Annotated in this window: 27 protein-coding genes; 8 read left to right on the top strand and 19 right to left on the bottom strand. The window is 71.9% G+C overall.

From position 1 onward, the window contains the following. Window positions 1-54: 54 nt before the first annotated feature. Window positions 55-666 carry an acyltransferase gene (locus BSB02_RS33090; RefSeq protein ID WP_084964927.1) on the bottom strand — a complete coding sequence of 204 codons (612 nt, stop codon included), beginning with the start codon at window positions 664-666 and terminating at the stop codon, window positions 55-57. A gap of 35 nt (window positions 667-701) precedes the next feature. On the opposite strand from BSB02_RS33090, the gene BSB02_RS33085 reads away from it, so the two are divergent. Then, window positions 702-1505 carry a glycosyltransferase gene (locus tag BSB02_RS33085; RefSeq protein ID WP_084964926.1) on the top strand — a complete coding sequence of 268 codons (804 nt, stop codon included), beginning with the start codon at window positions 702-704 and terminating at the stop codon, window positions 1503-1505. 2 nt (window positions 1506-1507) lie between these two features. Here BSB02_RS33085 and BSB02_RS33080 read toward each other — a convergent pair whose 3' ends face one another. The 15 genes from BSB02_RS33080 to BSB02_RS33010 form a co-directional block, all read right to left on the bottom strand. After that, window positions 1508-2248 carry a WecB/TagA/CpsF family glycosyltransferase gene (locus tag BSB02_RS33080; RefSeq protein ID WP_143591461.1) on the bottom strand — a complete coding sequence of 247 codons (741 nt, stop codon included), beginning with the start codon at window positions 2246-2248 and terminating at the stop codon, window positions 1508-1510. Continuing rightward, complete coding sequence (locus tag BSB02_RS33075; RefSeq protein ID WP_084964925.1) at window positions 2245-3345, bottom strand: hypothetical protein; 1101 nt, start codon at window positions 3343-3345, stop codon at window positions 2245-2247. The genes BSB02_RS33080 and BSB02_RS33075 overlap by 4 nt, the downstream gene beginning before the upstream one ends. Next, window positions 3342-4304: a glycosyltransferase family 2 protein gene (locus BSB02_RS33070; protein ID WP_158088800.1), complete on the bottom strand. Its 963-nt coding sequence runs from the start codon at window positions 4302-4304 to the stop codon at window positions 3342-3344. The genes BSB02_RS33075 and BSB02_RS33070 overlap by 4 nt, the downstream gene beginning before the upstream one ends. Beyond that, window positions 4301-5260, bottom strand: a complete 960-nt coding sequence (locus BSB02_RS40110; protein ID WP_206185021.1) for a TolB family protein — start codon at window positions 5258-5260, stop codon at window positions 4301-4303. The genes BSB02_RS33070 and BSB02_RS40110 overlap by 4 nt, the downstream gene beginning before the upstream one ends. Beyond that, complete coding sequence (locus BSB02_RS33060; protein WP_084964922.1) at window positions 5257-6480, bottom strand: MFS transporter; 1224 nt, start codon at window positions 6478-6480, stop codon at window positions 5257-5259. Before BSB02_RS33060 ends, BSB02_RS40110 begins: the two co-directional genes overlap by 4 nt. Next, window positions 6480-7325 carry a dTDP-4-dehydrorhamnose reductase gene (gene rfbD / locus BSB02_RS33055; RefSeq protein ID WP_084964921.1) on the bottom strand — a complete coding sequence of 282 codons (846 nt, stop codon included), beginning with the start codon at window positions 7323-7325 and terminating at the stop codon, window positions 6480-6482. Before rfbD ends, BSB02_RS33060 begins: the two co-directional genes overlap by 1 nt. After that, a complete protein-coding gene (gene rfbB, locus BSB02_RS33050) occupies window positions 7322-8281 on the bottom strand; it encodes a dTDP-glucose 4,6-dehydratase (RefSeq protein ID WP_084964920.1) in 960 nt (319 codons plus the stop codon). Before rfbB ends, rfbD begins: the two co-directional genes overlap by 4 nt. Further along, window positions 8278-9345: a glucose-1-phosphate thymidylyltransferase gene (locus BSB02_RS33045; protein WP_084964919.1), complete on the bottom strand. Its 1068-nt coding sequence runs from the start codon at window positions 9343-9345 to the stop codon at window positions 8278-8280. The genes rfbB and BSB02_RS33045 overlap by 4 nt, the downstream gene beginning before the upstream one ends. Before the next feature lie 2 nt (window positions 9346-9347). Then, a complete protein-coding gene (locus BSB02_RS33040) occupies window positions 9348-10718 on the bottom strand; it encodes a sugar transferase (protein WP_420855902.1) in 1371 nt (456 codons plus the stop codon). Window positions 10719-11068: 350 nt separating this feature from the next. Continuing rightward, window positions 11069-11419 (bottom strand): hypothetical protein, encoded by a 351-nt coding sequence (locus tag BSB02_RS33035; protein ID WP_084964917.1) that lies wholly within the window; start codon window positions 11417-11419, stop codon window positions 11069-11071. A 40-nt stretch (window positions 11420-11459) separates the two neighbouring features. Beyond that, window positions 11460-12056, bottom strand: coding sequence for a GntR family transcriptional regulator (locus BSB02_RS33030; RefSeq protein WP_084964916.1), 597 nt, complete (start codon window positions 12054-12056; stop codon window positions 11460-11462). Continuing rightward, on the bottom strand, window positions 12019-12903 hold the full coding sequence (locus BSB02_RS33025; RefSeq protein ID WP_084964915.1) for a DMT family transporter: 885 nt from the start codon (window positions 12901-12903) through the stop codon (window positions 12019-12021). Before BSB02_RS33025 ends, BSB02_RS33030 begins: the two co-directional genes overlap by 38 nt. Window positions 12904-12985: 82 nt before the next feature. Then, window positions 12986-13477 carry a GNAT family N-acetyltransferase gene (locus tag BSB02_RS33020; protein WP_084964914.1) on the bottom strand — a complete coding sequence of 164 codons (492 nt, stop codon included), beginning with the start codon at window positions 13475-13477 and terminating at the stop codon, window positions 12986-12988. 37 nt (window positions 13478-13514) lie between these two features. Then, window positions 13515-13727, bottom strand: a complete 213-nt coding sequence (locus BSB02_RS33015) for a hypothetical protein (RefSeq protein WP_084964913.1) — start codon at window positions 13725-13727, stop codon at window positions 13515-13517. A 37-nt stretch (window positions 13728-13764) separates the two neighbouring features. Continuing rightward, window positions 13765-14121, bottom strand: coding sequence for an MmcQ/YjbR family DNA-binding protein (locus BSB02_RS33010; RefSeq protein ID WP_084964912.1), 357 nt, complete (start codon window positions 14119-14121; stop codon window positions 13765-13767). Window positions 14122-14194: 73 nt separating this feature from the next. Between BSB02_RS33010 and BSB02_RS33005 the strand changes: the two genes are divergently transcribed. Genes BSB02_RS33005 through BSB02_RS32995 form a run of 3 tightly spaced genes read left to right on the top strand, consistent with a single transcriptional unit; the run spans window position 14195 to window position 15578 of the window. Then, window positions 14195-14611 carry a hypothetical protein gene (locus BSB02_RS33005; protein ID WP_084964911.1) on the top strand — a complete coding sequence of 139 codons (417 nt, stop codon included), beginning with the start codon at window positions 14195-14197 and terminating at the stop codon, window positions 14609-14611. Beyond that, window positions 14593-15399, top strand: a complete 807-nt coding sequence (locus BSB02_RS33000; RefSeq protein ID WP_206185020.1) for an aminoglycoside adenylyltransferase domain-containing protein — start codon at window positions 14593-14595, stop codon at window positions 15397-15399. The genes BSB02_RS33005 and BSB02_RS33000 overlap by 19 nt, the downstream gene beginning before the upstream one ends. Next, a complete protein-coding gene (locus BSB02_RS32995; RefSeq protein ID WP_143591457.1) occupies window positions 15396-15578 on the top strand; it encodes a hypothetical protein in 183 nt (60 codons plus the stop codon). Before BSB02_RS33000 ends, BSB02_RS32995 begins: the two co-directional genes overlap by 4 nt. 97 nt (window positions 15579-15675) lie before the next feature. Here BSB02_RS32995 and BSB02_RS32990 read toward each other — a convergent pair whose 3' ends face one another. Together BSB02_RS32990 and BSB02_RS32985 are read right to left on the bottom strand one after the other, a co-directional pair. Beyond that, window positions 15676-17271 carry a cellulase family glycosylhydrolase gene (locus BSB02_RS32990; RefSeq protein WP_084964909.1) on the bottom strand — a complete coding sequence of 532 codons (1596 nt, stop codon included), beginning with the start codon at window positions 17269-17271 and terminating at the stop codon, window positions 15676-15678. 315 nt (window positions 17272-17586) lie between these two features. Next, window positions 17587-20733 (bottom strand): AfsR/SARP family transcriptional regulator, encoded by a 3147-nt coding sequence (locus BSB02_RS32985; RefSeq protein ID WP_158088799.1) that lies wholly within the window; start codon window positions 20731-20733, stop codon window positions 17587-17589. 367 nt (window positions 20734-21100) lie between these two features. Between BSB02_RS32985 and BSB02_RS40105 the strand changes: the two genes are divergently transcribed. The 4 genes from BSB02_RS40105 (at window position 21101) to BSB02_RS32970 (ending at window position 23911) form a co-directional block, all read left to right on the top strand. Beyond that, window positions 21101-21340: a hypothetical protein gene (locus tag BSB02_RS40105; RefSeq protein WP_143591455.1), complete on the top strand. Its 240-nt coding sequence runs from the start codon at window positions 21101-21103 to the stop codon at window positions 21338-21340. 220 nt (window positions 21341-21560) lie between these two features. Further along, a complete protein-coding gene (locus BSB02_RS32980) occupies window positions 21561-22040 on the top strand; it encodes an SRPBCC family protein (protein ID WP_084964907.1) in 480 nt (159 codons plus the stop codon). After that, on the top strand, window positions 22037-23413 hold the full coding sequence (locus tag BSB02_RS32975; protein WP_084964906.1) for an MFS transporter: 1377 nt from the start codon (window positions 22037-22039) through the stop codon (window positions 23411-23413). The genes BSB02_RS32980 and BSB02_RS32975 overlap by 4 nt, the downstream gene beginning before the upstream one ends. A gap of 12 nt (window positions 23414-23425) precedes the next feature. Then, window positions 23426-23911, top strand: a complete 486-nt coding sequence (locus BSB02_RS32970) for a universal stress protein (protein WP_206185019.1) — start codon at window positions 23426-23428, stop codon at window positions 23909-23911. Window positions 23912-24384: 473 nt separating this feature from the next. Here BSB02_RS32970 and BSB02_RS32965 read toward each other — a convergent pair whose 3' ends face one another. Continuing rightward, window positions 24385-25428, bottom strand: coding sequence for a hypothetical protein (locus BSB02_RS32965; protein WP_143591453.1), 1044 nt, complete (start codon window positions 25426-25428; stop codon window positions 24385-24387). Between the last annotated feature and the right edge of the window lie 186 nt (window positions 25429-25614).

The following is a 25614-nucleotide window of genomic DNA, read 5'->3' as shown; positions in this document are numbered from 1 at the left end:
CGGATGTGGTCTGGGATGACAACCGTTACGGAACTGTCATCAGTGGCCTGGCCGTCATTCCAGGAGTTCCAGGCCGTCCGGGGTTTCCCGGTAGGTCTCGCCGGTGTCCGGGCAGGTCCACCGGCCCTCGCCCGCCTCGGCCAGCCGTACTCCGGCCCGGCCGACCCAGCCGATGCGCCGCGCCGGGTTGCCCGCCACCAGGGCGAAGGCGGGGACGTCGCGGGTGACCACCGCGCCGGCGGCCACCAGGGCGTAACGGCCGATCTCGCGGCCCGCGACGATGACGGCCCGCGCGCCGATGGACGCGCCGGTCCGCACCTTCACCCCCTCGGCCAGCCAGTCGTCGCCGCGCTTCAGCTGACCGGAGGGGTCCACCGAGCGGGGGTAGCGGTCGTTGGTGAGCACCGCGGCCGGGCCGACGAACACCCCGTCCTCCAGCACGGCGGGCTCGTACACCAGCGCGTAGTTCTGCAGCTTGCAGTTGTCGCCGATGACCACGCCGGTGCCGACGTAGGCGCCACGGCCCACGATGCAGCCCCGCCCGAGCACCGCCTTCTCCCTGACCTGCGCCAGGTGCCAGATCGCCGTGCCCTCGCCCAGCGTGGCGCTGGGATCCACATCCGCCGAGGGGGCGATGCGTACCGCACCGGTCTGTGGATTGTTCATCCCCTGCTCCCCACAAAGCGGAATACTTCGGAACTATGCCGAAAGCCAGCGTCGTCATCCCGGCCCACAACGAGGGCCGCGTCCTCGGCCGCCTGCTGAAGGGCCTGGGCGGGGCCGATCTCGAGATCGTCGTGGTCGCCAACGGATGCGACGACGACACGGCCGAGGTCGCCGCCGCCTTCGGCGCCCGGGTGGTCGAGACGCCGGTCCCGTCCAAACGGGAGGCGCTGCGCCTGGGCGACGAGCACGCCACGGCCTTCCCGCGCGTCTACCTGGACGCCGACGTGGAGATCGGCGCGGCCGACGTGCTGGCCCTGTGCGAGGCGCTCGACCGTGTCCTGGCCGCCGCCCCCGAACGCGATCTGGTGATGGAGGGGCGGCCGTGGCCGGTGCGCGCCTACTACGCGATCTGGAGCCGGCTGCCGGCCGTACGGGAGGGGTTGTTCGGCCGCGGCGTGATCGCGGTCGGCGAGGAGGGCGGCAGGCGGGTCATGGCGCTGCCCCCGGTGATGGGCGACGACCTGGCCGCCTCGCTGGCGTTCGCCCCCGGGGAGCGGGCGGTCGTGCGCGGCGCGCGGGTGCGGGTGCATCCGCCGCGCACGGTCGCGGACCTGCTGCGCAGGCGCGTCCGGGCGGTGACGGCAGTCGCGGAGATCGGCGGCGGCGACGCGCGGACGGGTGTGGGCGACCTGGTGCGCATCGCGCTGCGGGAGCCGTGGCTGGCGCCGCACCTGGCCGTCTTCCTGGGCGTCACGCTCGTGGCCAGGGCCAGGGCCCGCCGGGTCGTACGCGCGGGCGACTTCACCACCTGGCTGCGGGACGAGAGCAGCCGCACCTGATCTCATCGCCGCCCGCCCATCAGCTCGACGGCCACCATCCACACGAACGCCAGGTTCGTGGACAGGTAGCGGGGACCGAGGCGGCGTGGCTCCTGCAGCAGCCGGTAGAGCCACTCCAGGCCGAGCCGCTGCCAGGACAGCGGCGCGCGGCGTGTGCGCCCGCCGAGGACGTCGAAGGAGCCGCCCACGCCGTGGACCACGCCGACGTCGATCCGGTGGGCGTAGGAGGCCAGGAAGATCTCTTTCTTGGGTGAGGTCATGCCGAGGAACAGCAGATCGGGCTTGGCCGCGGCGATCTCGTCGGCGACCGGCCCGGCCTCCTCGTCGGTGAAGTAGCCGTCGCGGGCGCCCGCCACGACCAGGCCGGGATAGCGGGCGCGCACGGTCTGGAGCATCCGCTCCAGCACCTCGTTCTCCGCGCCGAGGAAGTAGGCGCGGTAGCCGCGCTCGGAGCCCTCGGCCATGAGCTCGGTGAACAGGTCGATCCCGGCGACCCGTTCGGGTAACGGCTGCCGCAGCAGCCTGGAGGCCCACACCACCGACTGGCCGTCGGCGAGGACCAGGTCGCAGGAGGACACCGACTCGCGCAGCTCCCGGTCCGACCGCATCTTGACGATCTTGGCGGCGTTGAGGACGCCGATCGTCAGGTTCTCCCTGCGCTCCACCGCCGTGACGCAACGGGAGACGGCCTCGGCGAGCGTGAGCGCGTGGAGGCGGTGGCCGAGGACCGATCGCGTGATCACCGCTCGTACCCCCACGCGTACAGCAGCCAGCCGAGCTCGTACGGCCGGCACTCGCGGTCCACAGCGACCGGCGGGTAGATGCGGTCCAGCACGCCCACGCCCGTCCCGCTGCGGATGGCGGTCGCGGCGGCGCGCACGCCCCGCACGAGCTTGCGCGGGTCCTTCCTGGCGGCCTTGCGCCAGGTGAGGTCGAGCTCCTCCACGATCAGCGGCTCGTCGGTCTCCGGCCGGGAGGTCATCCAGCCCAGCCCCAGCTCGATCTCCTTGACGTGCGCCGGGCCGCCGGCGTCGGCCAGGTCCAGCAGCGCCATCGGCGCCATCGCCAGCTGGTGCACGCTGTAGACGGGGTAGCCCTCCACCACGTCGCCCGTGCGGGCGTCGTAGTGCCACCACCACTGACCCTCGGCTCCCTGGACGGCGCAGATCCGGTCGGCGACCTGGGCGGCGGCGGCCAGCGCGGCCTCGTCGCCGGTCAGGGCGTGCAGGCGGGCCAGCGCCTGGAGCGGGTAGACCTGGTCGGCGAAGCAGCCGACGTGCGCGCGGTACCAGGGGGCCTCGCCGAGCACGTGCCGGTAGAGGGTGTGGCCGCGCAGCCCGTCGAGGAGCCGGGCCCGGACGGCGGCGATCCGCTCCTCCAGCCCGCCGTGCCCCGCCGCGGCGGCCGCCACCAGCCCGGCCAGCACCCACGACAGCTCGACCGTGTAGTCGCTGCGAAGGCGTGCCATGCGATCCAGGGCGGCGGCCACGTCCGGGTGGCCGGTCTCGGCGGCGGCCCAGCAGATCAGGGCCGCGTCGCCCAGGTTGTCCACCCGCGGCAGCCTGGCCACCAGCCGCCCGGCCAGGTCGAGCGCGGTGTCGCCGGACAGGGCGGCCCGCTGCCGCTCCTCGGGCAGCGTCGCCACGCCGAGGGCCACGATGGCGGCGTACCGGACGCTGCGTCCCTCCGGCACGGCGGTCCAGCGCCCGTCCGGCCCCGGCGTGCCGCGCCGGGTGAAGACGAACTCCCCGTCCACGTATCCCGGGGGCAGCCCGCGCACCGCCAGGTCGACCATGCGGGTGACCAGGTCGCGGTTGTCCAGCAGCTCGATGCGCCTCATCTCGGGCTCTCCTCCAAGTTCCAGCCCCGGCGCCACTGCTTGCGGGCCTTCCAGAGGGGCTTCCAGTCCTGTCGCTGTGATGTGGGGCGGCCCTGCCGGGCCGCGTTGGGCGGGGCGACCGCCCCGCTCGCCGTGGCGCGCAGCCAGACCCCCAGCAGGAGCAGCGCCAGCGCGAGCGGCCTGGTCACGCGGGGGAAGTGCCGCCTGACCACGGTGGCCTTGCCGGTGTAGAGCAGCAGCTGCTTGCGCGCGCTGGACGACGACATGCCGCCGGGGTGCAGGAACGCGGCACGGGCCGTCACCATGGGCCGGTAGCCCAGCTCGGCCGCGCGCAGGCACAGGTCGGCGTCCTCGCCGTACATGAAGATCCGGGTGTCGAAGCCGCCGAGCCGGTCCCACAGCTCCCGCTCGACGAGCATCATCGCGCCGGTGACGATCGGGACCCGGCGCGTCTCGCCGGGGTCGCCCGACCAGGGGCGTGGCGACTCCGGATCGAACAGCCGGTGCCCGGGGAAGACCGTCGACAGCCCGGTCGCGAAGCACAGCAGCGACCACAGGGTGGGACGGCCCCACCAGGAGCGGGGGTCGCTCGTGCCGTCCTCGGTGACGCACCGGCCGCCCACCACGCCGGCGTCGGGATGGGCCCGCGCGCAGGCCAGCAGCTCGGCCAAGGCGTCCGGCCGCACCACCGCGTCCGGGTTGAGGAACAGCAGGTGGCGGCCCTTGGCCAGCTCGGCGCCGGCCGCGCAGCCGCCGGCGAACCCGTCGTTGTCGGTGCGCGGCAGGGTGGTGGCCCAGGGCGCCGCCGAGCGCACGGCGGCGACGGTGTCGTCCGGGGAGTCGTTGTCGACGACGATCACCTCGGCGTCCAGCCCGTCCACGGCCCGGCTCACCGCTTCCAGGCACCGGCCGATGTAGGCGGCGCTGCGGTAGGTGACGATGATCACGGAGAGGTTCACGGCGCGTCCTCCGGCGGGGCGGGTGAGAAGGCGTCCTTGACCAGCAGGCGGGGGGCGCCCGAGCCGTCGGCGGGAACGGACCAGACGTCGCTGGTGTCGCCGCGGACCTTGGCGTACATCAGGGTGTCGGGGTCCAGCCAGGCGATCTGGTCGTCGACGCTGGCGGTCTCGGCGAGCGGGGTCTCCCGGCCGGAGGCCAGGTCCAGCACGTGGAAGCGCCACGGCGCCTCGCCGCCGCGCACCCGCTTCTTGTAGGCCACGCGGGTGCCGTCCGGCGACAGGGAGGGACACTCGGCGTTGCCGCGCAGGATGTCCATCCGGCGGGCACGCAGGCTGCCCTTGGCGAGGTAGACGACGTCGCCGGTCTTGACCGAGACGTAGAAGGCGTCCTCGTCGGCGGCGAAGGTGACGCCCCAGTAGTTGACGTCCACCGCGGTGACCCGGGCGCCGTCCCGGTAGAGCGGCAGCTCCTCCAGGGACGCGATGACCTGGCCGGTGCGCAGGTCGGCGATGCCGGTGCGGGTGGACAGCCCGGAGGCCAGGTAGGAGTCGCCCGCCACGAAGACCGTCCACGCCGCCAGGTGACCCCCGGCCGAGACGCGGGCGCGGCTGGGCGCTCCCGGCAGCTCGACGCGCCGCCTCTCCTTGAGGTTCCGGTCCAGCACGATCGCGTGGTAGCGGGTGACGGCCCCGTGCTCGGGGCGCAGGCACAGCCCGGTCCCGCCCGCGCTGTAGAAGCGCGTGCAGGCCAGGCCCGACACGGTACGGCTGCCGCCGTCGCCGCGGGTGACCTTGCCGTTGGCCGTTCCGGATCCGGCCGACAGGTACGTCAGCCCGTCCAGCGTCACCGGCGCGCCCGCGGCCGTGCCCGGCTGGCGCGCCCAGAAGATGTAGCCGCCCGCCAGCAGCGCCAGCGCCGACGCCGCCGCCGTGAGGATCCACACCCTGCCCTTCACCGCGCCGTCCCCCTCAGCAGGAGCCACGATGCGGCCAGGGCGAGCGTCATCCCGCCGGCCAGCGTTCCCACGGCCTGCGACGGCCCCCAGACCGCCCACAGCGCGCCGAACAGCCACGAGCAGCACATCGCCGCCAGAGCCTGCGCGGTCTGCAGGACCGCGATGCCCATCGCCCGCACCCGCTCGGGCAGGAACGGCCCGGCCAGCGCGACCTGCACCCCGTCCGTGGCCGCGTACGCCAGCCCGCGCACCGCCAGCACGGCGACCGCGACGACGGGCGCCGGTCCCGCACCGGCCAGGACGAGCGCGTAGCACGCGAGGATGCCCGCGTAGCCGCCGAACACCGCGCGGCGGCGCCCCACCCGGTCGGCCAGCCGCCCGAACGGCACCGCCGCGGCCAGGTAGACGCCCGCCACGACGACGGGCAGCAGCGGCAGGTACTCCGGCGGCAGCCCGAGCAACTGCTGGAGCAGCAGGTACAGGAACGCGTCGCTGACCGTGGTGAGCGACAGCAGCAGCACGGCCAGCACCACCCGGCGGAACGGCCCGGCGCCCAGCAGCCCCGCCATGGCCCGCAGTGTGGGACGCGACGACGCCGGGGCGGTCGTGGCCGGCTCGCGGACGAACAGCACCAGCACCAGCACGCCCACGGCCGCGACGCAGAAGCTGGTGAAGAACACCGCGTCCATGGCCTGCGCGGCCAGCGCCAGTACGCCGAAGGCCACCAGCGGCCCGGCCATGGCGCCCGCCGTGTCCATGGCGCGGTGCAGCCCGAAGGCGCGGCCCAGCGCCGCGCCCGGCGCGCTCAGCGAGATGATCGCGTCGCGCGGGGCGGTGCGCAGGCCCTTGCCCATCCGGTCGGCGCCGATCATCAGCCCGATGCCCGGCACCGAGCTCCCCACGGCCAGGAAGCCGAGTTTGCTGACCGCCGACAGCCCGTAGCCCACTCCGGCGACCGGCTTGCGGCGGCCGAACCTGTCGGCCACGTGGCCGCCGGCCAGCCGTAACAGCGTGGTCGCCCCGGTGTACAGGCCGTCCAGGAACCCGAACTCCAGCGCGCCCAGCCCCAGCGTGAACACCAGGTAAACGGGCAGGACGGCGGTGACCATCTCCGACGACACGTCGGTGAGCAGGCTCACCCAGCCCAGCGCCAGCACGTTGCCCGTCAGCACCCGGCCGGTCCCCGCGGGGATCGGCGCACGACTCTCCGCCACGTACATCAGAGGAACTCGCGCAGGGCCTCACGCCAGGGCCGCATCGGGGGCAGCCCCGCCGCCGCCCATCGGGCGTGCCCGAGGACGCTGTAGGAGGGACGGCGGGCCGGGCGCGGGAAGGCGGCGGTCGGCACCGGCCGCACGCGGGACGGGTCGTGGCCGAGCCGCGCGAAGACCTCGCGGGCCAGCTCGTACCAGGTGGCCTCGCCCGAGTTCGTGCCGTGGTAGACCCCGGCGGGGGCCTCGGAGCGGACCAGCCGCAGCAGTTGCTCGGCCAGGTCCGCGGTCCAGGTCGGCTGGCCGCGCTGGTCGTCGACCACGTCCACGGTGTCGCGCTCCTCGGCCAGGCGGGCCATGGTGCGCACGAAGTTGCGGCCGTGCGCGCCGTACAGCCAGGCCGTGCGCACCACGTAGCCGGTCAGGGGCAGCTGCTCCAGCACCGCCCGCTCGCCGGCGAGCTTGCCGCGCCCGTAGGCGTTCAGCGGCGACGTCGGCGCGTCCTCCGCATAGGGGCTGGAGGCTTCACCGGCGAACACGTAGTCGGTCGACAGGTGGACGAGGCGGGCACCGGCCTCGCCGCAGGCCGCCGCGAGGAGGCACACCGCGTGACCGTTGACGGCGGTCGCCTCCTCCTCGCGCGACTCGGCGTCGTCCACGAGGTTCCACGCCGCGCAGTTCACCACCACGTCGGGCTTGACGTCCCGCACCGCCCGCCGGACCGCCGCCCCGTCGCGGACGTCGAGCGCCGCCCTGGCGAGGGCGACCACCTCGTCGGGCGCCTCGGCCTCCAGGCGCGCGACCAGGTCGGTGGCGAGCATCCCACCGGCGCCCATGATCAGCCAGCGGGTCATCGCAGCGCCTTCCACCACTCGGTGTTGGCGGCGTACCAGGCGACGGTCGCGGCCAGTCCCTCCTCGAACCCGATGGCGGGCGCGTAGCCCAGGGTGCGCAGCTTGGCGTCGTCCAGGGAGTAGCGCCGGTCGTGCCCCTTGCGGTCGGCCACCGGCTCGACCATGTCCCAGCCGTGGCCGAGCGCCTCCAGCAGCCGCCCGGTGAGCTCCTTGTTGGTCAGCTCCGCCGTACCGGCGATGTGGTAGACCTCGCCCGGCTCGCCGCGCTCGGCCACCAACTGGATGCCCGCGCAGTGGTCGGCCACGTGGATCCAGTCGCGGACGTTGCCGCCGTCGCCGTACAGCGGGACCTTCCTGCCCTCCAGGAGGTTGGTCACGAACAGCGGGATGATCTTCTCGGGGTACTGGTAGGGGCCGTAGTTGTTGCCGCAGCGGGTGATCGAGACGGGCAGGCCGTGCGTGATCGCGTACGCGCGGGCGATCATGTCGCCGCCAGCCTTGGAGGCGGCGTACGGCGAGCGTGGGGCGAGCGGGGCGTCCTCGCGCCAGGAGCCCTCCTCGATCGAGCCGTAGACCTCGTCCGTCGACACCTGCACGACCCTGGAGACGCCCGCGTCGAGGCACGCCTGCATGAGCGTCTGCACGCCCAGCACGTTGGTGCGGACGAACTCGGCGGCCCCGTCGATGGAGCGGTCGACGTGGGACTCGGCCGCGAAGTTGACGACCACGTCGTGGCCGGGCACGACCTCGGCCAGCAGCCCGGCGTCGCACACGTCGCCCTTGACGAAGTCGAAGCGCCCCTCGACCGGCGCCAGGTTGGCGGGGTTGCCGGCGTAGGTGAGCTTGTCCAGCACGGTCACCCGGGCTCCGGCGAACGCCGGGTAGCCGCCGGTGACGAGCGTGCGGACGTAGTGGGAGCCGATGAAGCCGGCTCCGCCGGTGACGAGAACCCTCATGGACTGATCTGCACCTTACTGTGGTCGCCGAGCACCAGCCGGTGGGCGCGGGGCGTGGGGGGAGCGGGGGTGACCTCGACGTCGTGTCCGATGAGGGAGGCCTCGATGCGGCCCACTCCGGCGATGGAGGCGCGCGGCAGCACGATGGAGTACTCGATCTCGCTGTCGGCGATCGAGCATCCGGCCGCGACGGAGGTGAAGGGGCCGATGTAGGAGTCGCGGACCGTGGTTCCCGGGCCGATGACCACCGGTCCCACAATGCGCGAGCCGCTCACCTGCGCGCCGGCCTCGACCACCACCCGGCCGATCAGCTCGCTGCCCGCGTCGACGTCGCCGTCGAGCCGGCGCTCGACCGACTCCAGGACCAGCCGGTTGACCTCCAGCATGTCGGTGACGTTGCCGGTGTCCTTCCAGTAGCCGGAGATGACGACGGAATCCACCGGGTGGCCGAGGTCGATGAGCCGCTGGATGGCGTCGGTGATCTCCAGCTCGCCGCGCGCGGACGGCTTCAGCTCCCTGACGACGTCGTGCACGACCGGCGTGAACATGTAGACGCCGACCAGCGCCAGGTCGCTGCGCGGGCGAGCGGGCTTCTCCTCCAGCCCGATCACCCGCCCCGCCGCGTCGAGCTCGGCCACGCCGAACTGCCGCGGGTCCGACACCTTGGTCAGCATGATCTGGGCGGCGGCGCGCTCGGCGCGGAAGCGGTCGACCAGCGAGGTGATGCCGCCGACGATGAAGTTGTCCCCGAGGTACATGACGAAGTCGTCCTCGCCCAGGTAGTCGCGGGCGATGAGGACGGCGTGCGCCAGGCCCAGCGGGGCCTCCTGCCGGAGATAGGTGACCTCGAGGCCGAAGGCGGACCCGTCGCCGACCGCCGCCTCGATCTCGGCCTGGGTGTCGCCCACGACGACGCCGACCTCGACGATCCCCGCCGCCGCGATCGACTCCAGGCCGTAGAAGAGCACGGGCTTGTTCGCCACGGGGACCAACTGCTTGGCCGAGGTGTGGGTGATCGGCCGCAGTCGCGTGCCCGACCCGCCGGCCAGTACGAGAGCCTTCACGCTTAGTAGGCCCCTTCTCCGCTCGTCACGGCCGACCAGGTTTTCCAGAGAATCTGGAGATCCAGGATAAGGCTCCAGTTCTCCACGTATCTCAGGTCAAGCCTCACCGACTCCTCCCAGGACAGGTCGGAGCGGCCGCTGACCTGCCACAGGCCCGTCATCCCCGGCTTGACCACGAGCCGCCGGCGCACGTCGGTGCCGTACTGGGCCACCTCCTCGGGCAGCGGTGGGCGCGGGCCGACCAGCGACATCTCCCCGCGCAGGACGTTGAGCAGCTGCGGCAGCTCATCCAGCGAGTGGCGGCGCAGGAAGGCCCCTACCCTGGTGACTCTTGGATCGTTCCTAATCTTGAACAGCACGCCGTCGAACTCGTTGATCTCGGTGAGCCGCCCCTTGAGCTCCTCGGCGTTGCGCACCATCGTCCTGAACTTGAAGAGCCGGAACTCGCGGCCGTCCCTGCCGACCCTGACCTGGCGGAACAGCGCCGGTCCCGCGCTCGTGGCGCGGATGCACAGGGCGATGGCGACCATCGGGACCAGCAGCAGGAGCAGCGCCAGGCCGGCGACGCAGCGGTCGAAGACGTTCTTGATGACCCTCCGGTAGCCGCCGAACTCGGGGTGCTCCACGTGCAGCAGCGGCATCCCCGCCACCGGCCGGATCGAGGTGCGCGGCCCGGCCACGTCCATGAGGGCGGGCGCGACGAACAGGTCGGTGTCGGTGGCCTCCAGGTTCCACGCCAGGCGGCGCAGCTGGTCGCCGTCGAACTCGGGACAGGCCAGCACCGCCACCGCGTCCGCCGACACCTCGTCCACGACCTGGGCCACCTTGGTGAAGTCGCCCAGCACCGGCACCCCGTCGACGTCGGCGCCGGTCCGCGAGTCCCAGCCGGACGGAAGGCAGACGGCCACCACTCTCATGCCGTGGTACGGCTGCCGCCGGAACTGGATCATCAGGTCGAGGACCGCGGCCCGATGGCCGACGGCGACGACGCGGCGTAAGTACTGTCCCGCCTGCCTGCGCCGGTGCAGCCGCTTGCGCATGCCGTACCGGAAGGACATGGTGAGCAGCAGCGCCAGCGGGATCATGGCGAGCACGAAGCTGCGCGCCACGCTGGTCTGCGTCGCGTAGGCGCCGATGGCCACCACGGCCATCAGCCCGCCGCCGCCCTCGAAGAGGGCCTTGAACTCCTCGCTTCCCTCGCCGTGGATCCGCTCGCGGTAGGCGCCCGCCATCGCCATGGCCACCGGCCACACCACGGCCAGCATTCCCCCGAACGCCATTTCCGCTATCGGGATGAAGACGCCGTACCACTGCCGGACGCCCAGCACGACATTGCATGCGACCAGCGCGCACACGACGTCCCCGAAAACCAACGTTCTGACGTAAGACCTTGTCCAAATTGTCGAACGTTGTGACAAGTCGCGAGCGAGTAGGGCGCCGTTACCCTCCTCGACCGTCAGCCTCATGCCCACCCCACCATCTGAGCCTCAGAGCATCACACGTCACAAGACGTGCATCTCACCCCATTGGTTGACGCGCTCCTCACATCAATTGGGGCCGGCCCACCCCCTCAGAAATCCTAAAGATCAGGTTTTCTTCTGGGAACAACCGACAGGTGTCCTGAAACGGACTAGATTCGCCATACCGGACGTCTTGACAAATGGATCCAAAGAGGCATGGCGAAAAGCTTCGCCGGGGCGAGACGGCAGGCGAAATCCGCCCGTCAGTCGTACTCGAGGTCGGGCAGCGCCGACGGCGGGTCGGGGCTCCGCCACACCACCACGGCCCCGTCGCGCGCGGTTTCCGCGGCCACCTGGAGCCGGTCCAGGTCAAAATCCGGCAAATACCGCAGCCGCGCCAGAAAAGTTGCGTCCGTGGCGCTCCGTGGCACCACGCAGCCCTCGCCGTCGCGGTCGAGCAGGATGTAGAACACATCGACATCGGGCTGCGCCTGCACGCGCACCTCGACGACGTCCTCCCATGCGAGAGCCTCGACACTGCCGTCGGCGTAGTGTCGCGTCACACCCTCTTCCGTGACGTACACGTAGGAGTCCGGCATCGCATTGCCGTGCATGGGCGCGATTCTCGCGACAATCGTCCACATCCCGCAAGAGCTAGACCGGCCACTTGAGGTGCGCGACCACCGCGGCCTCGCCGTTTCCGGCCTCGATGGCGTCCAGGAGCTCGCGGTGCTCGGCCACCAGGCGCTCTCTGTCCTCATAGACCGTGCGCAGCCGCACCAGCCCCAGCCTGGTCTCGGCGGCCAGCGTGCCGTAGAGGCGTTCGAGCCGGGGACTGCCCACCGCGACGATCAACGCCTGGTGCAGCGCCATGTGCTCGGCCACGATCTCCGACCAGGGGGCGTCGGCGGCCTTGCCCGCCATGCTGGCGAGCGCGGCCTCGGCCTCCGGCACCCTGCGCCCGGCCAGTGCCCTGGCCATGAGCACCTCCAGGGGCCGGCGGACGTACATCAGGTCGTCCAGGTCGGCCTGGGTGATCTCCGGGACGTAGGCGCTGCGGTTGCGCTCCCTGCGCAGCAGGCCCTCGTGGACCAGCATGGCGAGCGCCTCGCGCACGGTCGGGCGGGCCACGCCGTACGCCGCCGCGATCTCCTGCTCGGGCAGCGGCGTGCCCGGCTCCACCTCTCCCGACAGCACCCGCTGGCGCAGCGCGTCAGCCAGCGCGTTCACCGCCGACACCGGCTTCAGCACGCCTGGGCTCCCTTTCTGGTACGGCTACCGCCACGAGGCTAGCGCCCAGGAGCACCAGACCGCCGACCGACAGGGGAGTCAGGGTCTCCCGCAGCACGACGAGGCCGAGCAGAGCGGCGACCGCGGGCTCGGCCAGCGCCAGGGTGGCGGCCGTGGCGACCGGCGTGCGGCGCAGGCCCTTGCCGTACAGGAAGTAGGCGAGGGCGGTGGTTCCCAGGCCGAGGTAGAGGGCGCCGACCAGGCCGCGCGGTTCGGCGAGCCAGCCGGGGCCGGTCCACAGCAGGACGGGCAGCATGACCACCGCGGCGCCGCCGAACAGCAGGCCCATGACGGCCGTCGACTCGGCTCCGGCGCTGATGCGGCGGGCGGCGGTGACGGCGTAGAAGGCGTACAGCAGGCCGCCGAGGAGGGCGAACAGGATGCCGGAGACGGCCTGCCGGCCGGCCTCGGCGCCGCCGCCGACGATCAGTGCGGCGCATCCGGCGATGGCGCTCGTCGTGGCCAGCGCCCACCGCCTGCTGGGTGCCTGGCCGTGGAGGATCCAGCCGAGCAGGCCGGTGAAGACCGGACCGCTGCCGATCGCCACCACCGTCCCGATCGCGACCCCGGTACGGCTGATCGCCGCGAAGAAGCACAGCTGGTAGGCGGCCACGGCGACGGCGGCGAGGAGAAGGTCGGGGCGGATCAGCCTCGTCACGCCCCTGGCGAGGGCGAGCAGGGCGACGCCGCCGATGACCAGGCGCGCCGCGGCGACCGAGACGGGGTCGGCGGTGATCAGCAGTCCCGCGGTGCCGCCGGTGCCCCAGAGGACGGCCGCGGCGACGACGGCGAGAGGTCCGTTGCGCATACCCACGATTGTCTGACAACCAGACAATATTTGTCTACCGTTCCGGCACTTCTGGAACGGTCCAGGCCCGCGAAGCGCGGAACTAGCCCGCCTCGTCGGTCGCCAGCCGCGCATGCCGCTCAACGTCGTAACGCACCCCGTCGTACAGCAGCTTCGCCCGCTCGATCCCCTCCGCCCGGAACCCCGCGCGGAGCGCCACGCGGCACGACGCCGGGTTGTTCGTCCGATGCCCGAGCTCCAACCGGAAGAGCCCCCGTTCCTCGAAAGCCCACTCCGCCAGCAGCCGGACCGCCGCCGACGCGACTCCCCTGCCACGCGCCTCCGGAACCGTCCAGTACGACACCCACCCGTTCGCGTGCCGATCTATGTTGGTGACGGCCACGTTCCCCACGACCCGGCCGTCCAGCGTGACGGCGAAGGCGTGCTCCTTCTTCGCCCATCCGGCGATCCACCCCACGGCGTCCTGGAGGGACAACACCGGCAGTGCGGACTGCCGCGCCATGTCGGGCGCCTGGAAAGCCCGAAGGACGACAGGAGCGTCCTCTTCTCGCCACTCACGAAGCTCGATCCGCATGGCTCCCTTTCTGGCGGTTATCTCTAGATCTATCCTCCTATGTCCCCTCCAGCGAGTACCGCCCGAGGTCCACCGTGAGCAGATCCGCCAGGAAGGCCGCCTGCCGCGGGTTGTCCCGGTCGCCGTTGTCCGGGTCGACGAGCACGGGCCCCGCCTCGCCGTACACGAGGTTGACCGCCTTGAAGGGATAGATCGACTCCTGCGGCTCGATCCCGAACCGCAGGAACACCAGGGAGTAGTCGTTCGCCACGAGGGTCGGCCCTAGACAGGGACGACTCCGGCGAGCATCACATTTTCCCGAGCGGCCTCGCCGCCTCGTGCGCGGCCACGAGCTGCCTGGGCGCGGTCAGGCACCACGCCTCGTCGACGAGCTCCTCCAGCTCGTCGCGGTCGATCCGGTCGAGGTGGACGACCACCCAGCCGAACCGCCCGGCGGTGAACTGCTCCTCGAACACGTCGGGCCGCTCGGCCACCAGCGCCTTCTGCTCGGCCACGGTCGCCTTCAGCCCCACGGTGCGCGTGCGCTCCCACAGGTAGCCGAAGCCCTTGCCGCGGACCTTCAGCGACGTCCACTCGCCCCCGTCACTGAGCCGGACCTCGGGCAAGCCCTCCACGATCTCCAGGAACTCATCCACGGTCACCATGACCCCCGATCCAAGCAGAGCCCACCGACAATCCACAGACCCCGGACAACCCCGCACACCTAGACTTCGACCCGTGACAAGTGATCCCGAGCCCGCCGGCCCCGAGACCGGCGTCGCCACGGCGCGGATGCCGCGCGTGGTCCGGACGGCCCAGCTCCTGGTCTTCCTCGAAGCGGCGTTCGCCCTGGTCGGAAGCGTCCTCGTAGTCGGCTTCGCGATAGCCTCCCTCGGGCCCGGCGCCGTCCTGCCCCTCCTCGGGATCCTGCTCATGTCGGCCCCGGCGGTGGCCTCCGGCTGGCTGGCCGGAAAGTGGGCCTCCCGCCGGAGGTTGCTGCGCACCGCCGCGTTCGCCCTCGAAGGCGTGAACGTGCTGATCCCGCTCGGCGCCTCCATGATCGACCGAGATTTCACGCCGATCTTCGTCCTGCCCCTCGCCGTGATCGTCCTGCTCCTCCTCCCCTCCGCCCGCGCATGGTTCACCAAGCCCTGACACCCCATCCCCGCGCCGCCAGAGCCGCCGCCCGCTACCTGGCCGTCGCCGACCGCGTGCTCCCCGGCCGTATCCGCGGCTTCTACCTCGTCGGCTCCACGGCGCTGGGCGCCTACCGGCCCGACCGCAGCGACATCGACTTCGTGGCCGTCGTCGACGGCGACCTCGACCTGCGCCGCCTGCGCCTGCTCCACCTGGCCGCCAACGCGCCCTCCGCCCTGTGGGCCCTCGCGCGCCTGCGGCTGACCCTTCCGGGCACGGTCAACGGCGTCTTCGTCGCCGAGTCCGACCTGCGCACGCCCGTCACGCGCATCCGTCCCGTCGCCTCGCACGTCGGCGAGAGCGTCCGTGTCGGCGTCGGCTTCGACGTGAACCCCGTGACCTGGAAGGTCCTCCAGGAGCGCGGCATCGCCGTACGCGGCCCGGCGCCGGACCGGCTCGGTCTCGACCCCGAACCCGGGCGGCTGCGCGAATGGAACCTCGACAACCTGCGCCGCTACTGGCGCTCCTGGGCCGAGGCCCGCCTGCGCGGCCCGGGGCTCAAGGCGCGCCACGCCGGCGCCTGGGGCATGCTCGGCGCCCCGCGCCTGCACCACACGATCGCCACGGGCGAGATCGCCTCCAAGGAGGCGGCGGGCGAGTACGCGCTGGACGTCTTCGACCGCCGCTGGCACCCGCTCGTCCGCCAGGCGCTCGCCTACTGGCGCGGCGAGCCCGCCCGGCGGGTCGCGATCCGCGACTGCGCCGAGTTCGTCCTGGAGGTCGTCGCCGACGCGGAGCGCCTGTGATGTCCTACGACGTGTGGGTCTACGGTCCGGAAGGGCGCAAGCCGTTCGAGGCCCCGCTGGGCACGACGCGGGTGGTCGACGAGCACTGGGTACGGCGGGCGCGCCGCCTGGGCCTCCCCCTGCTGTCCGGCCTGTCCGCGGGCTTCCTCACGGTACGGCAGGCGGAGCTGGGGATCTGAAAGAGCCCCGAGACAGCAGAGCGCGGCCCGCCTTCCCCGAGCGGACCGCGCTCCACACGTCATGCTTCCCCCATCTCAAGGGGAGGAACCGTTCATCTCACGAGCAGGACCCGTTCTCCGGCTGACCGGTCGACGGGCCGTTGGCCGTGAAGCCGATCGTCACGGTCTGGCCCGGGGCGAGGTTCGGCGACCAGGACGGCGCCCTGGCCGTCCACGTGGTGCCCGACTGCGTCACGGTGGCGTTCCAGGCGTTGCCGAGCGTCACCCCCGGCGGCATCGTCCAGGTGGCGGTCCAGTTCGTGAGCGTCGAGGTGCCGGCGTTCCTGAGGCTCAGCTCGGCCTGGAAGCCGCCCTGCCAGGAGTTCGTGACCTTGTAGCCGAACGTGCAGGAGGCGGGGTCGCGTGTCGGCGAGGCCGTCGGGGAGGACGTCGGGGAGGACGTCGGGGAGGACGTCGGGGAGGACGTCGGCGCCGGCCCGCCCGGCGGGATGAGGTACGGCTGCAGGATCGCCTGCTTGTCCTGGTTGATGGTGGTCCAGTCGTCCTTGGCGATGCCGCCGGTGTCGCCGGAGTTGGGGTTCCACGACCAGTACGTGAACGACATGCCGTTCACCCCGGCGCCGAGGTACTTCATCAGCTCGGTGAGCCAGATCCGGTCGGTGTCCGACGCCAGCGTGGTGCCGAACTCGCCGAGCAGGACGGGGGCGATGTTCTGCTTGTACAGGTAGCCCCAATACTTGTCCCAGATGCCGGGCATGTTCGCCGGGTAGGACGGGTCGTCGAACCACTTCTGGTGATACACCGACGTGGCGTAGTCGTGGGGCGAGTAGACCAGCCGGTTCGGCACGCTCAGCCGTACCGGATACTGGCCCGCCTTGGACAGGTTGCCGCCCCACCAGCCGCAGTCCTCGTCGTTGCTGGGGTCGCCGTCCCAGACGTTGGACAGCCCGCCGCTCGGGCAGCTCACGCCCTCCACGAGGATCAGCCAGTCGGGGTTCACCGACAGGATCGCGTTGCCCGCGCGCTCGGCTGCCAGGCGCCAGTCGCGCGCCGGATCGCCGCAACCCCAGCAGGCCCCTGTGGCGTTGGGGTTGGTGCCCTCGGCGTGGGGCTCGTTGTGCAGGTCGGCGCCGATCACGGTGGTGTTGCCCGCGTACCGCTGGGCCAGCATCTTCCAGTCGTCGATCCACTTGCTCTCGGGCGTGGCGGCGTTGTACCACAGCGCCGTCTGCCCGGCCGCCGTCGGACGGTGCCGGTCGAGGATGACCCGCATGCCCTTGCTGCCCGCGTAGTCGATGACCTTGTCGAGGATCTGCAGCGGCGACAGGCCCATCAGGTCCGGGTTGACGTAGTCGTTGATCCCGGTGGCCGTGGCGCCGGGCTTGAGCGCGTCGTTGGAGTACGGCACGCGCAGCGTGTTGTAGCCGAGCCGGGCCATGGTGTCGATCTGGTTGCGCCAGGGGTTGCTCGACCACAGGCCGTGGAAGGTCTTGTTGTCGGTCTCCATGCCGAACCAGTTGATGCCGGTCAGCCGTACCGTGGCACCCGTGCTGTCGACGATCTTGTTGCCGGAGGTGCGCAGGTAGCCGGTGCCGGTGTCGGCGGTGGCCGTCGCGGTGGTGGCCGCCACCGCGACGGCCACGCCCGCCACGGCTGTGACCAGCGCGGCCAGGACCGCGAGGGGTCTGTTCATCGGACGCCTTTCGACGGGGGGAAACGCCGTGTCATGGTCTGGTGGGGCTCTTCGGAGCGTCAACGACGCGGCGCGCCCGCACGGCGCTGACCTGGAGGAGGCGATGGGAGGCGCTGAAACTTTCACCCGCCTGCCCGCATAGCGGGCTCAAAGCCAACTCATAGCGGCGGCGGATATACCTGGTGCAACGGGAGCGGCGACGAGGGCGCGACCGACGGGGGTTGCCCGCCACCACGCACGGGGGCGGTGATCACCACGGTGCTTCCTTTCCCCTCGCCTCGGCACCGTGGTGGTCACCTCACCGGCGGGGCGGCTCTACCAGCCGTCGGCTCGGACGCCCAGCCGAGCGCCGAGGTCGGCGGCGTGCCGCCGATGCGTCTCGGCCTGGTCGTGCCGCCCGAGCGCGGCGTACGCCTCGGCGAGGCCGTGATGGGCCCGGGCCTGCTCCAGCCGCAGCTTGATCCCCTCGGCCAGCCGCAACGCCTCGCCGTGCGCCTCCAGCGCGGCCTCCGGCCGGCCCGCGTCCCGATGCAGCGCCCCCAGCATGTTGCGCGCCTCGCTGGTCGGCCCGGGAGCCGGCAGGCCGGCGAAGGCCTCCAGGCCCCGGTCAAGCTCCTCGTACGCCTCGGCGAAGCGCCGCTCGCGCCGCAGCACGTCCCCGATGGCGCACCGGACGGTCGCCGTCATCGCCGGATCGCCGACCTCCTCCAGCACCCGCAGGCTCTCGTGCAGGACGGCCAGCGCCTCCGCGTGCCGTCCGCTCGCCGCCAGGACGCAGCCCTGGACGTGGAGCGCCGCCCCTTCGCCCAGCTGGAAGCCGACCTCGCGAAACAGCGCCAGGGCGGCCCGCAGCTCCTCCTCGGCCTGGTCGTGCTCCCCCAGCACCAGCAGGGTCCTGGACAGGTCCATGCGGGCCAGGCCCTGCTTGAGCCGGTTGCCCGTCCCGGCGTGGGCGGCCAGGGCCAGGCGCTGGCAGCGGATGGAGTCGGGGTAGTCGCCCAGGCTGTGGTGGAGCAGCCCGGCCAGGCCGTGGCACTGGGCCTGGCCGGCCTCGTCCCCCACCGAGGCGGCCAGCCGCAGCGCCTGCCGTACGTGGTCCAGGGCGGCCTCGTGCCGGCCGGTGGCCTGCCCGCAGACGGCCAGGTTGAACTCGGCCATCGACTCGGCCTCCACCACGCCGGCCCGCCGGGCGGCGGTTACGGCCATTTCGTTGACGAAGGCGGCGTCGACGTACCGTCCGCGGATCATGAGATAGGGCGTCAGGTTGAGCCCGATGCGCCACACGTGCTCGTCGGCACGCATGTCGGCGGCGGGCCGCAGGGCGGCGATGACGTTGGAGCCCTCCTCGGTCAGCCAGGCGACGGCGGCCGACCGGTCGGCGTGGTCGGGGACGTCGTCGCTGGGCCGCGGGAGCGGGGGCCGAAATCGCCGGCGGTTGGGGTTGACCAGGTCGTGCCCCCGCTCGGCCAGGTAGCCGTAGTGGTCCAGCAGGCGGGTCAGGGCGGCCCGCCGCTCCTCCTCCGGCTCCTCCTGCCGCGCCACCCGTCGGGCGTGCTCGCGCAGCAGGTCGTGAAAGGTGTAGCGGCGGTGCCGGTGCTCTTCGACCAGGTGCGCGGCGGCGAGCCGGTCCAGCAGCTCGACGGTCTCCTCCAGGCCGGTCCCGGCCAGGGCCGCCGCCGCGTCGGCGCCGACGTCGGCGCCGGGGACGAGCCCGAGCAGGCGGAACAGCCGCCTGGCGGCCTCCGGCAGGCGGGCGTAGGACAGGCCGAACGCCGTGCTCACCGCCAGGTCGCCGTCGATGCTCAGCAGGTCGAGGCGGTCGGCGCCCAGCGCCTTCACGTAGTCGGGCAGGCCCCAGGACGGGTAGGCGCTCAGCGTCGCGGCGGCGATGCGCAGGGCCAGCGGCAGGCCCCCGCACAGGCGGACCAGCTCCGCCGCGGCCTGCGGCTCCGGCCTCACGACCTCGGGCCCGGCCACCGCCTCGACCAGCATCAACGCCTCGCTCGGCGGCAGCACGTCCAGCGCCAGCCGCCGGGCGCCGTGGCTGGCCGACAGGCCGACGAGCCGGTCGCGGCTGGTGACCACGACCACGCAGCCCGGCGCGGCCGGAAGCAGCGGGCGCACCTGCTCCGCCGACAGGGCGTTGTCCAGGAGCACGAACACCCGCCTGCCCGCCAGGCGCGACCTGTACAGGGCGGCGGCGGCCTCCTCGTCGTCGGGGACGCGCTCCTCGGCGACGCCGAGCGAGCCGAGCAGCCGGGTGAGCGCCTCGCGGGGCGTCATGGCCGGGCCGGGGGAGAAGCCGCGCAGGTTCACGTACAGCTGGCCGTCGGGGAACTCGTCGGCGACGAGGTGGCCGAAGCGCACCGCCAGCGCCGTCTTGCCGATTCCGGCGCCGCCGACGATCGTCACGACGACCACCGTGGTGGCGGCGTCGGGCGACAGGTGCCTCTTGAGCGTCGCGAGGTCGTCGTCGCGTCCGACGAAGCCGGACATGTCGGCGGGCAGCTCCGCGGGCACGTGGAGGTCCTGCGCGGGACGCCGGGCGTGGCGGGCGGTGGGTGAGGCGGTCCGGCGGCTGCCTTGGGGGCCGCTCGGCTCCGCCTCGCGGACCTGCGCCCCGGCGCCGTGAGAATCGCCACTGTGAGGACCGGTGCCGTGAGAGTCGGTGCCGTGAGAGCCGGTGTCGGCCGTTCCCCGCGCGCCGCCAGGTGCGGCGGTACGGCCCGCGGCCCGCTCGGGCTCGTCGCCCGGCAGCGGGGCCTCCACCCTGCGCAGTTCCGGGGCGTCCGCCAGGATCGCGGCCTCCAGCCCGCGCAGCTCCGGCCCAGGATCCAGGCCGAGCTCCTCGGCGAGCAGGAGACGGCCTTCGCGGTACACCTCCAGCGCGTCGGCCCTCCTCCCCGACCGGTAGAGCGCCAGCATGAGCAGGCCCCTCAGCCGTTCGCGCAGCGGGTGCTCGGCCAGCAGCGCCCGCAGCTCGCCGATCGCCTCGCGGTGCCGTCCCAGCTCGAGCTCAAGCTCGGCCCGCTCCTCCGCGGCGGCCAGGCGCAGTTCCTCCCACCTGCCCACCACGCCGCCGGCGGCGCCCATGTCCACGCCGTCCAGCATGGGACCCCGCCACAGCGCGAGCGCCCGGCCGAAGGCGGCCCCGGCCTCGTCCTTGCGTCCCTCGCCGGCCGCGCGCCGGGCAGTGCCGACCAGCTCGGCGAAGACCTGGGCGTCCACCGTCCCGCCGCTGAGCCGGTACGCGGACCCGATCGTCTCGATGATCTGCGGGTCCGCCCCCGCCGCCTGCAAGGCCCGGCGCAACGACGCCACAGCGATCATCACCTGGTTGCGCACGGACGCGGGCGGGTCCTCACCCCAGACGGCCGCGAGGCGATCGACGGTCAGCAGCCGACCGTGATCGAGCGCGAGCATGGCCAGCACCGCCGGCGCGCGCCGCCCGGTCACCCTCACGGACCGGCCATCCACCATGACTTCAAGCGGTCCCAGGACCTTTAACTCCACCTGGCCGGATCCCATGTCGGCCACTATAGGACCGCGCCCGTGGCCGACAGATGCCTGAATCGTTTTCCGTGACGGAAAACGCGATGGCGATTCGCCTGACCGCCATGCGACCTTCTTTCGATGCGAGCGCTCCCATGGCGGTTCTCCGATCGCGGCCATCCCGCTCAATTCTTGAACCCGAGCCAGGCTCTCGTCCGCTGCCCCCGATGTGCCGGCTGCGCTGTGGCGACACGGGATCGGATCGCCGGTGAAATGCCCCGGCTGCCGGGCGGTGACTTATCCCCCTCTGCGCTGGCGGCCAGAAGGACGTTCCGGAGTGTCTGCCTTCGGCGGTTTGGAACTGTGGCTGCAAACCCTGTGCCTGGGACACGTCCTTTGGGCTTACGATGCGGACCACCCGGATTTTCTCGAAGGCTATGTTCGCGCGTCCATTCGTGAACGCGAGCCGAACCGCAACACCAGCCTGGCCGGTCGCCTCCCCGCGTGGGTGAAGGATGCCAAGCACCGCAAGTGCGGTATTGCGCGGCTGCGCTGCCCTCCGGCTTCGTCTGCGTGAGGCTTCGGCTACGCCCCACCGGAGGTGAGCCGAGCAAGGGATTCCAGTCGCCGGGACACGTCGGCGGCGACGGCCGCCCGCCGCATCCGGCCCGCACAAACGCCCTGACCTCGGCATTTACGCACTGGACAGATTTGGCGAGCGGGAGGATTCTGCGTAAGAGGGGCGGAGGCCGGGCCGACCCGCCAGGTGGCTGGCCACCGTCGGGCTGGAGGGCCCCATGGCCGCCAACGTGATGGTTGTGGTCGAGCGGCAGTACGACTACCCGCGGCCAGAGGTATTCCGGGCCTGGACGGCTCCGGAGGAGATGGCGCGGTGGCGAGGGAGCCCCGGTTGGCACGTGGAGCCGGACACGGTCACGTCCGACCTGCGGGTGGGTGGACGCCACCACCACGTCAAAGTCCGCGACAACGATCCCACCACCAGGGTGACGACCGACGCGGTGTTCATCGAGTACTTCGAACCGGACGTCTTCGTCGCCCGTCAGCGGATCACCGGCGATCCGGGCATCGACCCCGACGTTCCGCTGGAGTTGCGGGTGGAGTTCACCAAGACCGGACGCGATCACACCCTGGTGCGCGTCGTCCAGGGTCCCTTCGAGCCGGAGGTGGCCGGCTACCACAGCAAGGGCTGGGAGCTTGAGCTGGACCGCCTGGAGGAGTACCTGGCCCGGCGCCGGGTTCGGGAGGAGTCCCGATGACGACGACGCACGCCCCCACCGCGCACATCACCATCGTGCGGCAGAAGCCGCTGATGAACATGCGGCAGATCCTGCTGATGAACCTGGGGTTCTTCGGCATCCAGTACAGCTTCGGCATGCAGCAGACCGCGGTGAACCCGATCTACAACTTCCTCGGGGCCTCTCCCGAGGAGCTGCCGCTGCTCAACCTGGCCGGACCCGTCACAGGACTGCTCATCCAGCCGCTCATCGGAGCGCTATCGGACCGCACCTGGAGCCCGCGGTGGGGCCGGCGCAAGCCGTACTTCATCATCGGAGCGATCGGCTGCAGCGTCTGCCTGTTCCTGTTCCCGTTCGTCGCCGCCCTCTGGACGGCTGTGCTGCTGCTCTGGATCCTCGACGCCAGCAACAACACGGCCATGGAGCCGTACCGGGCGTTCATCGCCGACAGGCTGCCGCCGTCGCAGCTGGCCAAGGGCTTTCTCGCGCAGAGCTTCTTCACCGGGTTCGGGATCACTCTCGCCAACATCTCGCTGTTCGTCTTCCAGACCCTCATCAGCGGAGCGACGTCGGCCGGCATCCCCTACTGGGTGGTTGGCTCGTTCATCCTCGGTTCGGTGTGCTCCATCGCCACGGTTCTGGTGTCGGTCCTCACCACCCCGGAACTCCCGCCGAGCGACGAGGAGCTGGCGGCGATCCGGGCCAAGAAGGGCGGCCTCGGCGCCGCGGTCCGAGAGATCTGGGACGCGATCGTCGAGATGCCCGGCGAGCTCCGCAAGCTCGCGCTGGTGTACCTCTTCCAGTGGTACGCCATGGTCTGTTACTGGCAGTTCGTCTCGCTTTCCATCGCCGAATCCGTCTACGGCGTGACCGCCGACGACCCCAGGTACGCCAATGCCGTCTCATGGACCGGTCTCGTCAACGGCTGGTACAACATCGTCACCTTCTGCGTCGCGTTCCCCCTCGTCGCCCTGGCTCGTCGGCGCGGCGCCAAGTGGGTGCACATCTTCTGCCTCCTGTGCGCCGCGGTCGGGTTGCTGATCTTCGCCAACCTCACCAACCAGTATCTGCTGTTCATCCCGATCATTGGTCTCGGCATCGCCTGGGCCTCGATCATGGGCGTGCCGTACATCATGGCCGTGCGCATGATCCCGTCCACGCGCTACGGCGTCTACATGGGGATCATCAACATGATGATCGTCGTGCCCATGCTGATCCAGACCGTGACCTTCGGCCGGGTCTTCGAGAACATCCTCGGCGGCGACCCGACCAACGCGATCATGTTCTCCGGCGTCCTCCTCGCCGCCGCAGCCGTCACGATGACGTGGATCAAGGAACCGCCCATCGTCCGCGACGTCGACGACCTCCTCCAGATGCCCGCGGGCACGCACTGAGGGAGTGGATCGATGGGAACCATGGGCGACTACCGCACGATCGTCGTGGGCACCGACGGCTCGCCGCTGGCCGACCCGACCGTCTCCCGAGCGGCACGGCTCGCCGCCCACAACGACGCCGACCTGGTCATCGTCTGCGCCTACTCGGAGCTGTCACCTCGCCAGGAGGCACGCGCCCGCGCCACCGTGGCCGAGCCGCCGCCCGGCCGGGTCCCCGGACGCTCTACCGCGAGCGCCGCGCTCGCAGAGGCCGTCGCCATCGCCCGGGAGCAAGGAGCGACGATCTCAGCAGCGCTCCTGGTGGACGGCGAGCCGGCGACCGCGCTGCTCGCCACGGCCGACGAGCGTGCCAGCGATCTCATCGTCGTCGGCGCCCTCCGCGACACCGGCATCGCCGACCGGCTCCTCGGCGACGTCGCCACCGAAGTGGTGCGCCACGCGGAATGCGAAGTCCTGGTTGTGCGCCCGCCCAGAGGAGAACCGCCCGCTCCGACGTGATCTCAAGGACCACGTGGACCTCCAGCTGTGGTTCACGACCGCTCAACGCGCTGAGAATGCCAAGGGTGACCAGCTGACGGTCACGAGGGAGAAGGGCGGGCGGTCCGTAGACGTCACCGACACCGCGGCGACGAGCCGCTCGCGAAGGCCGGGAGGGATGTCGGCCAGAAAGCCGACGCCCTTCTGCAGGGGCTTCGCCGTCCGCCTCCCGCATGACCGCGAGTTCGTGCTCATGCCGTTCGTCCCAGGTCATGATGCTCACGCCCGATCGGCTCCCACCGTGACCGCTTGGCCCTCACGATCTCGGGGTCGCGGGGATCGAGCGGCAGCATGCCCACGAGCGCATCTCGATCACGCCGGCCTTTCACGCGGTGTTCCTTGTAGACGCGAGTCTGGCGCATGTCGCGCCTCCCAAGCCGACTCCTCATGGCGTCCCATCAGCCTCGCGTCTGGGAACCCTGGTGCCATCCTGGTCAGCTCGCCGGGAAACGCCACAGGGCGGCGCGGGAGACGTCGAAGCCGTTCCCCTTCCTCGAGATCACCGAGCCCACCGCGTAAACCTGGCTCGTGCCGGGCCGCCGGGCCAGCGAGGTGACATGTGCCTCGTACCCGGCCGGCGCGGGCACGCGGTGGCGGGTCCAGTGCCCGCCGGACAGATGCCAGAGCAGGTCGCCACGGCCGAGCACCCACAGGCCGCCCCTGCCGTCGGGCTCCGCCTGGCCGAACGCGGTGATCCTCCGGGCGGGGCTCTCCAAGCTCGATCCCAGCGGGCCCCAGTGGCACGTCCACGACCCGCCGTTCCAGTGCAGCGCCACCCGCCCGTTCACCGCCCACACCCGGTCCCCTGCGCCAGAGCGCGCGGCCGTGTAGGCCCACCCGATCGCATCAGCCGCCGGCTTCGCCAGCGCCTGCGAACGCCACCGGCCGCCCTCGTAGGCACTGACGAAGCCGACCGTGTCCGCCCTCGTCCTGCCGTTGACGGTGCCGAACACCCAAGCCTGGCGCGCCGAGGCGGCGGCGAGCGCCACGTTCGACTGCGCGCCGCGCCGGCGGAGGAGAGGAACCTCGAACGCCTGCCATCCGGTGCCGTCCCAGCGGCGCACCCCGTCGTCGCCGGTCACCAGCGCGCCCTCGCGCTCGGCCTCGACGGAGAAGGTCGCCCATACTGTGCCGTCGGCCGCCACGGCGAGCAGGTTCATGGCTCCGCGGTTACGGTCCACCCAAACCGTCCGCCACTCGGTCGCGGCGTCGGAAGCCCGCAGGTCGTCGGCGCCTTCCGGCGGCAGCGCGCAACCCGCCGGGTGGGCCGGCGACGGCTGGAGCGCCGCCGTACCGGCTGGACGCGGGGAGACCACGGACGCCGGCCCCTCGCTGGTGACGGGGCCGGACGACGACTCGCCGGCGGTGGCGGGGCCGGACGACGGCGTGGAAGCTCGATCGGCCGGAATCGCACGCGGACCGGACGCGCAACCGGCGACCGCCACCAGCACGGCCAGTGCGCAGCCCGCTGATTTCATACCGGAAGTCTGGCACACCTGAACATTTCCGGCCGTGTTCATCATTTGGGGCGCGAGGCGGCGAACTGGCCGCCTCCGGGTAGCTCCGACGTGACCCTGGCCGCGGAAATCCGGCAATCCCTCGAATGAGGCCAGCCCTTGCCTAGCGATCTTTGGTCGTGAAGTTCTGGACGTTTGTGTCAAGTT

The sequence above is a fragment of the Thermoactinospora rubra genome (genome assembly GCF_002093975.1).
GTDB classification, from domain to species: Bacteria; Actinomycetota; Actinomycetes; order Streptosporangiales; family Streptosporangiaceae; genus Nonomuraea; species Nonomuraea rubra_A.
This window is presented reverse-complemented; position numbering and strand designations above follow the sequence as displayed.

Bases quoted from the DNA above. Each gene is read 5' to 3' on its own strand.
- rfbB (WP_084964920.1), bottom strand. From the start codon at position 8,281: ATGAGGGTTCTCGTCACCGGCGGAGCCGGCTTCATCGGCTCCCACTAC.
- BSB02_RS33020 (WP_084964914.1), bottom strand. From the start codon at position 13,477: ATGCGGATCGAGCTTCGTGAGTGGCGAGAAGAGGACGCTCCTGTCGTC.
- BSB02_RS32980 (WP_084964907.1), top strand. From the start codon at position 21,561: ATGGCCGCCAACGTGATGGTTGTGGTCGAGCGGCAGTACGACTACCCG.
- BSB02_RS33025 (WP_084964915.1), bottom strand. From the start codon at position 12,903: ATGCGCAACGGACCTCTCGCCGTCGTCGCCGCGGCCGTCCTCTGGGGC.
- BSB02_RS33085 (WP_084964926.1), top strand. From the start codon at position 702: ATGCCGAAAGCCAGCGTCGTCATCCCGGCCCACAACGAGGGCCGCGTC.
- BSB02_RS32975 (WP_084964906.1), top strand. From the start codon at position 22,037: ATGACGACGACGCACGCCCCCACCGCGCACATCACCATCGTGCGGCAG.
- BSB02_RS33035 (WP_084964917.1), bottom strand. From the start codon at position 11,419: ATGCACGGCAATGCGATGCCGGACTCCTACGTGTACGTCACGGAAGAG.
- BSB02_RS33060 (WP_084964922.1), bottom strand. From the start codon at position 6,480: ATGTACGTGGCGGAGAGTCGTGCGCCGATCCCCGCGGGGACCGGCCGG.
- BSB02_RS33075 (WP_084964925.1), bottom strand. From the start codon at position 3,345: ATGAGGCGCATCGAGCTGCTGGACAACCGCGACCTGGTCACCCGCATG.
- BSB02_RS32965 (WP_143591453.1), bottom strand. From the start codon at position 25,428: ATGAAATCAGCGGGCTGCGCACTGGCCGTGCTGGTGGCGGTCGCCGGT.
- BSB02_RS33090 (WP_084964927.1), bottom strand. From the start codon at position 666: ATGAACAATCCACAGACCGGTGCGGTACGCATCGCCCCCTCGGCGGAT.
- BSB02_RS32990 (WP_084964909.1), bottom strand. From the start codon at position 17,271: ATGAACAGACCCCTCGCGGTCCTGGCCGCGCTGGTCACAGCCGTGGCG.
- rfbD (WP_084964921.1), bottom strand. From the start codon at position 7,325: ATGACCCGCTGGCTGATCATGGGCGCCGGTGGGATGCTCGCCACCGAC.
- BSB02_RS33010 (WP_084964912.1), bottom strand. From the start codon at position 14,121: ATGGTGACCGTGGATGAGTTCCTGGAGATCGTGGAGGGCTTGCCCGAG.
- BSB02_RS32970 (WP_206185019.1), top strand. From the start codon at position 23,426: ATGGGAACCATGGGCGACTACCGCACGATCGTCGTGGGCACCGACGGC.
- BSB02_RS33000 (WP_206185020.1), top strand. From the start codon at position 14,593: ATGGTTCACCAAGCCCTGACACCCCATCCCCGCGCCGCCAGAGCCGCC.